An 8,247-nucleotide genomic window follows, 5' to 3' on the forward strand; every position below is an offset into this window, starting at 1 on the left:
AATTCGGCCCATTCGCACGGGAATTATCCACATGTTTACAAGCCTAACGCCTTCCACTTAGCAAGTATGCCCTGATATTATGGGCTTTCGAAATTCAGGATAAATCGACTATATTCGTTGCCTGCTATAACCCTAAATTTATTTCCTCGCCAATTTGCTTCAACTCGCCCAGTTCAACCTTGCGGCCGATCTCAATAGCCAATTGTGCGGCGGTGGCTATTTCCAACGCGGCTTTTCCGTCTTTCTCCGTAACCGCCGGCATTATTCCCAATCTCAATGCTTCGATAAAGTGGCTCATTTCCAGTTGAAAGGCATCCCTGAACCGTTCCGGAAACGCCGGTACGATATCATGCAAACCACCTTTAGGCGTCAGCAGTTTTACGTCGCGATGACGAAGCGAACCGATGACGATCGTACCTTCAGTACCGATAATCTCCGCGCGGATATCGTAACCATACAGAGCGTTGCGGCTGCTCTCGATGTCTCCCGCTGCTCCGGATTCGAAATTCAGATAGGTCAAGGCTTGGTCAACATCGCCGATCTGCTTCATAAATTCGTTCACGAGTATGCTTCCGTGAGCCGCGACGCTTGTTACTTCAGCACCCAGCAGAAAACGCGCCGCGTCATAATCGTGTATCGCCATATCCAGAAACATGCCGCCACTGTTCCTGATGAACGCTGCCGGAGGGGAAGCGGGATCGCGGGAGACGGCCTTAAAATAAATCGGTTTTCCGATGTCACCCGCCGCAATTCGTCGATTGGCTTCGGCGTATGCAGGGTCAAACCTTCTCATGAAGCCGACCTGGCACAGGACCCGGTTCTCTCGGACCGTTTCAATGACCTCGTCCGCCTCCTTCAAGTAGCGGGTTAACGGTTTTTCCACGAAAATGTGCTTGCCGTTTTTCGCCGCTCGGAGCGCCATGTCCGCGTGAGTACCGGTTGGCGTCGCGATGACAACAGCATCGATATCGGGATCCGCAAACACGTTCTCAGGATCGTTCGTCCAGCGCTCCGCTTTCAGCTCACGGGCCGTCTTCTCTGCATGTTCAGGGATCGTATCCGCGACGCTGACGAGCTTGGCGCCTTTCACCTTGGAAGCCAAATTCTCCGCATGCCAGCAGCCGAGTCTGCCCAATCCCAGAACGGCGCAGCGAATTGTGTCTTTCATGGTCTCTCCTCCGTCTTATTTATCATGAATCATCTGTAAGCCAGTTCCATAATTTTCTCTTGACTGGCCTCGGCGCGGTTGAGTTCGCCCTTCTTGTGGCCTTCGTGCATAACCATGATCCGATCGCTCATACCCAAAATTTCCGGCAATTCGGAAGAAATCATAATAATCGCTTTACCAGTTTGGGCAAGTCGGGACATCAGCTTGTGAATTTCCGATTTAGCGCCAACGTCGATTCCTCTTGTCGGTTCATCCAGAATGAGAATATCCGGATTATTGAGCAGCCATCTCGCCAACAGCACCTTCTGTTGGTTTCCTCCGCTAAGGTTTACGATATGCTGGTTGAGACTGGGCGTTTTAATGCTGAGACGATCGACAAAAGCCGAGCACATATCATTAACCAGTTGCCTTTTTAGCAATCCGAACTTATTCAAGTAGTCATTGATGCTCGACACGATCATATTGTCTTTCACGGTTAATGGAAGAAAGGCCCCGGTAATTTTCCGGTCCTCCGTCAGCAATCCCATCCTGTTCTTGATCGCATCCCGGGGAGATTTGATTTCCACTTTTTTTCCTTTGATGTAGAACTCGCCAGAATCGGGCGGATGAATCCCGAAGATGCTTTCGATCACCTCCGTTCTTCCGGCTCCCATTAACCCCGCAATCCCCAAGATTTCCCCTCTTCGCACCTCAAAACTGATATTCTGGAACTTTCCCTTGCGGGTGAGATTTTTCACGGAAAGCATCACTTCTCCGATCTCCGCTTCGTCCTTGTGGAATACTTGCTTGATTTCCCGACCTACCATCATCTGGATCAATATTTCCTGGTTCAACTCGTTTACCGACTTCGTCCCGATACATTGACCATCCCTAAATACGGTGATGTCGTCGCAAATCCGGAAGATTTCACCCATTTTGTGGGAAATGTAGATGATGGACACACCTTTGGATTTTAGGGAAGCTATGATTTGGAACAGTTGCTCGACCTCCTTGTCCGTAATGGCCGAAGTCGGTTCGTCCATGATGATCAGGTCGGCGTTGTATGAAACCGCTGCGGCGATTTCCACCATCTGCATATTCGCAATGCTGAGATCGACCATTTTGGCATTGGGATTGATGTCGATTTGTAAAGATTCGAATAGTTTCCTGGTTTCCTCGACCATCTTTTTCTTGTTGATCCATCCAAAGCCAAGCGTCGATTCACGCCCCAAGAAAATATTCTCAGCGACCGTCATTAGCGGAACCGGAGTTAATTCCTGATGGATCATGGAGATTCCTCTCCGCAATGCATCCTTGGAACCGGAGAGTTTGATTTCCTCCCCCTTGAATTTGATTGATCCCTTATCCGGGATGTAAATGCCAAAAATAATCTTCATTAAGGTTGATTTGCCGGCCCCATTCTCGCCCATAAGCGCATGAACGGTGCCTTTGCGAACCTTCAGCCGGATTTGGTCGAGCGCTTTGACCCCCGGAAACTCCTTTGTTATATCCGTTAACTCCAAAATGTACTCCGAGCTCACCTTATTCACCTCAAATCTTTCTGATAGATTCCCATCACTTACTGAAGTTTGAATTGGCTGACCGATGATTGCAGCCTCTCGGCCATAACAGATAATGTCTGGGAATGAGCGGCGTTCTGTTGAAGAAATGCAAATTGTTCTTCGGTCGACGCCGTCACATTTTGGGTTCCCGCAGCGATCATCCCCGAAATGCCCGATAACTGCTCCATCGATTGAACGATTTGTTTGGAGTATTTGGAAAGCTGCTGCGACGAGCCGAAAACTTCGCGAATTTGGTTGGTGGTTTCGTTGCAAAGGAGTTTGATATCCCCGAACAATTCGCTGACTTCCCTGGAAGCGCTGATCCCTTTGAACAGCTCACGACTCATCTCTTCGACGGAATCCGCAGCATGTTTTGTTTCGGTCTGCACATTGTGAACTAATTCCGTTACTCGTCGAGTTGATTCATTCGATTGATTGGCAAGTTTACGGATCTCGGCAGTTACAACTGAGAATCCGCGTCCGTGCCCACCGGCTCTGGCCGCTTCGATAGCGGCATTCAAGGACAAAAGATTCGTATGATTCGAAATTTCGGAGATAACAGAATTGATTTCGCCTATTTCGTTAGATCTTGCTTGCATCAATTGCATAATCGATTTCATCCGCTGCATGATGTCCTGCATCGTGTTCATCTGATGTGTGATCTTGACAATCTCGGCGTCTCCGTCCAGCGCCTTGCCCAATGCTTGCTCCGCTTTCATCATTGCTTCGCGGCTGCTTTGATCAATGCGGTCGATCCCCCTGGTCATTTCATAGATCGCTTGTAAACTTCTCTCCGCTTCTTGCACTTGGTTAATGGAGCTTTCCATCAATTTTTCCATAATTTCTGTTATTTGTCCGGCGGCATACTTGGTTTGTTCCGTCCCGGCCGACACATCTTTGGATATGGAGGTAACCTCCTTTGTGCTTTCGTTAATTCGGACGACAAGGTAACGCAAATTTTCAATCATTTGATTAAAGGCTTGCGTTAGTTGACCGATTTCGTCTCTTTGATTCACGCGCACTTTCTCGATAGCGAGATCGCCGTTTGATATCGACTTGGCTGCACCGGATAACATGACAATCGGCCTGGAAATTATGCGAGAGATCAATAGGCCGATACCGAAAGCCATGGAGAAGATGATGATCGAGATAATGAGTATCATCTGTTTCATACTAGCAACCGTTTTATCGTTCGTAATTTTCCCCTCTTGCATAAGCTGATCCTGCTGACTGGATAACTGCTCGGCAAACTTCATGATCACGCCTCCAAGCGGCAGGACCCCCGTCTTCACTTCCTGGGCTGCTTGCTCCAGTTGGCCCTTCGGCAAATCAAAAATCTTCTCTGCTTTATCCTTGTATTGCTTGTTCAATTTAGCAACGTAGTCCAACTGCTCAAGCATGGCCGGATTATTAATTAAGGGTCTTGCTTCGGCCAACAGTTCGTTCATGGAGTCATTCACGCTCGTCAGTTGAAGTTTGTTGAAAGCGTCTTGCGTCAAGAGAAAGGCGTACAAATTGCCATTCTGGGAAGAAGCGAAAAATTTCATATTATCCGCATATGACTTAAGCAACGCTTGATGGTCCATTAGACTCAAGAAGGACTGATGAACTCTGTTTAAGGACTGATAGTAGACCAATCCCGCTCCTCCTGCAATAAAGGCAATGATCAAATAACCCAGGATTAACTTCTGTAGAATCGACAGACGCATTTCGTCAACCCCCCTTGGTCACCTATGCTAACGGGAAGATCTGCATGCAAAGATAGAAGCAGCATGATCATCCCAGGCGTTTATTTTCTCTTGTTTTTTCTGGAATCGACGAATACGGCGATCGTGATGATCGCGCCTTTGAGGATTTGCTGCCAATAAGAGGATACATTCATTAGATCCAGACCGTTATTCATGACTCCGATGATCAAAGCGCCAATGATCGTACCGCCAATGGTGCCGACTCCTCCAGCAAGGCTCGTACCGCCGATAACGGCTGCAGCGATTGCATCCAATTCATACATCATGCCGGCTGTCGGTTGTCCGGACGCAATACGGGAAGTCAATATAATGCCGGCGATGGCCGACAGCAACCCCGCATACCCATAGAGTATAATTTTGTACTTATCAACGTTAATACCGGCAATGACAGCTGCTTGCTCATTGCCGCCAATGGCATAAATATATTTTCCGAATTTTGTATTATTCAAAAGCAAATAGGAAACTACGCCTACAAACAAAAATATCAGAATCGGCACCGGAATTCCGAACAAATCTCCTTGGCCGATAAACTTGAACGAATCCGACAAGTTGCCGATTGGTCTTCCTCCGGTATACAGCAATGCCGCACCTCTTGCCGCGGTCATCATGCCAAGGGTTACGATGAACGGGGCTATCTTTCCCTTCGAAATAATCGTTCCGTTAATGACACCTGTCATCACTCCAACACCAAGACCCGCCATGATGGTTATAATCAGAGGATACTGGCCCGGATGTGCCAAGGTAGCGACAACAACCGAGACCAGCGCGATTAACGACCCAGAAGAGAGATCGATTCCCGTTGTGATGATAACAAAGGTAACGCCAATCGCCACAATCCCGACCACCGACATCTGTCTGACAATGTTAAACAAATTTTCCGATGTCAAGAAAGTCGGAGCCAAAATGGAGATGAGGATCATTAATGCGATTAAGATCAACAGCATTCCATAGCGGCTCAACAACACGGCAAGCTTGAAACGGCCGTTCTTAGCCGTAGACTTCTGTTTCGTTAATGCTGCTTGTTCACTCATTTTTACCATCCTTCGTTATATTTCTTTTTGCCAGCAACACTCGATAACATCCCCCATGAAAGAAATACCGCTTTACTCACGCTGCGAACAGTAATTTTTCACAATTAGAACGATAAGGACACATCACCAGGATATGTCCTCACCGCCCACTCCTATACTGTGATCAATTACTTGGCCCACTTTTTCACATATTCTTCCACATTATCTTTCGTTACCAGTTCATAAGGTACCCAAACATTCTTCTCCACCGCTTCACCTTTTGCCGCTTTAATCGCCGTTTCCAAGCCAGATTGGCCTTGACCGTCGGCATTCTGGTATACCGTAACCTGCAATTTCCCGGACTTTACGAACTCCAAGGCGTCCGGAGTAGCGTCCACACCGGCGAAAATAATATTCTTGGCTTTACCTGCAGCCTCAGCAGCCATAATGGCGCCGATTGCCATTTCATCGTTGTTGGACACAACCGCATCGATCTTCTTGCCGGAATTCAGCCAGTTCTCCATGAGTGCCATGCCCTTAGCGCGGTCCCAGGACGCAGTGCCTTCCAAAACAACTTTCATGTCAGGGTTATTAGCGATGATCTGTTTGTTGCCTTCTGTTCTCTTAATTTCCGCCTCCTGGCCTAATTGCCCGTTCATAATGGCAATGTTGCCTTTTCCGTTCAGCAGTTTTACAACTTGCTCCATCTGCATCGTACCAGCTTTAATGGATTCCGATCCGACGTATGCCGTCGCTTTATCCACACCTTCAAACCACCTATTGACAACGACGATCGGAATATTCGCTTTATTGGCTCTGTCGACCATATCCACTGCAGACACAGTATCGACGGGAACGATGACGATCGCGTTCACCTTTTGTGAAATAAGGGTCTCGATTTGAGATAATTGTTTGTTAGCATCATTCTGAGCATCCACGTAGGTAACATCAACGTTTTGCTGTGTACTCTGATATTTCTTCATACCTTCCTGTAAATAACTCAACCATTTATCGCTAAAGTCTGGAAGAGCCGCACCGATAACGATCTTCTTATTATCGTTCGAAGTTCCGCCCGCCTGTTTGGAATCGCTTGAAGCTGCCTTATCGGCAGTTCCTTGCGCGGTCGAGCCGCCTCCGTTGGAGCAGCCGGCGAATACTAATGTTAAACAAATCAAACTCAAAAACAATACCGAAATTTTTGTCGCTTTCATGAATTTACTCCCCCTCAATTAAAATTGGAAATGACATGAGTGTTGACTTCTTAAGTACGCTGGATTTGCGAACGGGTCGCACCTTCTCGATACCCTCTGTTTTATCTCACCCCCCACCAAAATCAACCCTCAATTTTCTGGATGCAACCGTTTTCAAATTTTTTTGAGAAAATTATAGTCTGCTATGTTAGCTAAATAAAGGAAATCGTTTTACCTTAAATTTTCATGATAGATACTACAAAATTCTTAAATAAACTAATAAATTCAATAGAAATTACAGTAACCACAGATAATCACTTGTATATTAACAAGGTCTTTTTGATTAAGCGCTTACCTAAGACAATAATAGAAGATTTGCTTTTAGAAATCAACAGTTTTTTTAGTAAATTTAATTTAACTTTTCATTCCTTTAAGAATGACCATATTTTTGTTGGTAACGCTCCCGGAATCGCTGGCCCATCGCATAGCAAATGTCCCAAAGATCCGCTACGGGTTGTCTGGTGAACGGTTGGGTATACATATACCCCGGTGGGCCAAATTCCGGCGTACATGTCACAAAGGGGAGGCCGGCAGCTTTATGGATGCTGCAAATCTCATCCCACCACTATTCATGTCTTCACAGCGCATATTCATACTCCGGTACACGAAAATCTGGAACCTGCGGTCCATGCTTGTATCCTACCCGCGCATGAATATGGATGACATGCCGCATCGCCAGTGACAAACTTTCCTCATGATCGGGCAACATCGATTCGCAAACGTTGCACCAGTGACTGAAGTCGGCAACGATATGAAGTTCCGGCAAATCCTGAAGCAATTTTGCCGTACTCCAAGGCGTGAATGTGGCTCTGCCTCGATGAGTTTCATGACCGAGTGGGACGCCAATATGCTTCTCGAGACGTATGGCATGACGAAAAAAGCTTACCTGCTCCTCATGAGGCATGGAATCTTTGGCGCTTTGCGAATTTATTAATACCGGTTGAGTTTCCAACGACGCGATATGAGCCTCCGCCGAATCCGGGTATGGTTTCTCATTGTCCTCGCATCCGGAGTACACATGCAGGATCAACTCCAAACCGTATTGATCCAAAAGCTCCCTGAAACGCGATTCTTCTGCTACGGTCGGCAACTGTAATACGCGAGGATTCCAACCGCGATGAGCGAGACGAACCAAATAATTGTTTCCCGTATGGCCGGACCGTCCTTCCGCTTCATCAATTCCTTCAATCGCCGCCTAGGAATCGGGCATGTGTACCACTCGGCCCCTACAAGACCTTTTTCATACGCGAGCTTGCCTTCCGGCCCGGTAAGGCTATATTCCTTCTTTTTTTGCTTGACGCCAATTGATTCTCTTCCTCGTGAATTTGTTTTTCTTCGTGATGCGGCTTTATCTATATCGTATCGGGTTCCTACTATCCCGACAATGCATGAGATTGACGTTTTGTTTGTCTGCAATTGATAATTCAAATTATTAACTCAACTTTCGCAGCTGAATTTAGGCAGTAAACCCTTGATGTAATTGGGCAAACCGGAGATCCAGTCATATAGTTGACGAAAGATTGAGGTTTT

General features: G+C 46.9%; 6 protein-coding genes. All 6 read right to left on the reverse strand.

The genetic code is table 11. From position 1 onward, the window contains the following. Positions 1-124 precede the first annotated feature (124 nt). Positions 125-1,168 carry an inositol 2-dehydrogenase gene (gene iolG, locus VF724_RS20755; RefSeq protein WP_371756140.1) on the reverse strand — a complete coding sequence of 348 codons (1,044 nt, stop codon included), beginning with the start codon at positions 1,166-1,168 and terminating at the stop codon, positions 125-127. Positions 1,169-1,197: 29 nt separating this feature from the next. Next, positions 1,198-2,688, reverse strand: coding sequence for a sugar ABC transporter ATP-binding protein (locus VF724_RS20760; protein WP_371756141.1), 1,491 nt, complete (start codon positions 2,686-2,688; stop codon positions 1,198-1,200). Positions 2,689-2,726: 38 nt separating this feature from the next. Continuing rightward, complete coding sequence (locus VF724_RS20765) at positions 2,727-4,418, reverse strand: methyl-accepting chemotaxis protein (protein ID WP_371756142.1); 1,692 nt, start codon at positions 4,416-4,418, stop codon at positions 2,727-2,729. 80 nt (positions 4,419-4,498) lie between these two features. Beyond that, entirely contained in the window at positions 4,499-5,488 is a 990-nt protein-coding gene (locus VF724_RS20770; RefSeq protein ID WP_371756143.1) for an ABC transporter permease, read from the reverse strand. Between the two features lie 167 nt (positions 5,489-5,655). After that, a complete protein-coding gene (locus VF724_RS20775; RefSeq protein ID WP_371756144.1) occupies positions 5,656-6,678 on the reverse strand; it encodes a sugar ABC transporter substrate-binding protein in 1,023 nt (340 codons plus the stop codon). A 616-nt stretch (positions 6,679-7,294) separates the two neighbouring features. Next, a complete protein-coding gene (locus VF724_RS20780) occupies positions 7,295-7,852 on the reverse strand; it encodes a hypothetical protein (RefSeq protein ID WP_371756145.1) in 558 nt (185 codons plus the stop codon). Positions 7,853-8,247 lie beyond the last annotated feature (395 nt).

This window comes from Ferviditalea candida, assembly GCF_035282765.1.
GTDB lineage: Bacteria > Bacillota > Bacilli > Paenibacillales > KCTC-25726 > Ferviditalea > Ferviditalea candida.